Raw genomic sequence first — 268 nt, 5'->3', positions numbered from 1 at the left:
TATTGCTCGGCGCTATACCAGTCACTGCATCAACGGCACGGCGTTCAGTGCTCCATGACTGATGGGTATGACTGCTACCAGAACGCGCTGGCCGAGCGAGTCAACGGAATCCTCAAGATGGAGCTGCTGTTGAGCAGCCCCGAAGATCTGGAGCAAGCGAGGCAGATGGTTGACGAGGCAGTGCAGATCTACAACACAGAACGGCCTCATATGGCTCTGAAAAACAAAACGCCCGATGCGGTGCATCGGGCGTTTTGAGGCCTGTCGG

1 protein-coding gene is annotated in these 268 nt (G+C 56.3%); it reads left to right on the top strand.

Going from position 1 to position 268, the window contains the following annotated elements; translation table 11 throughout:
* Positions 1–258 (top strand): integrase core domain-containing protein (locus NTD88_RS07935; RefSeq protein WP_262154250.1); only part of this gene is annotated, 258 nt, incomplete at its 5' end.
* Positions 259–268 lie beyond the last annotated feature (10 nt).

Source organism: Pseudomonas sp. 20P_3.2_Bac5 (assembly GCF_025466035.1).
Lineage (GTDB): Bacteria > Pseudomonadota > Gammaproteobacteria > Pseudomonadales > Pseudomonadaceae > Aquipseudomonas.
This window is presented reverse-complemented; position numbering and strand designations above follow the sequence as displayed.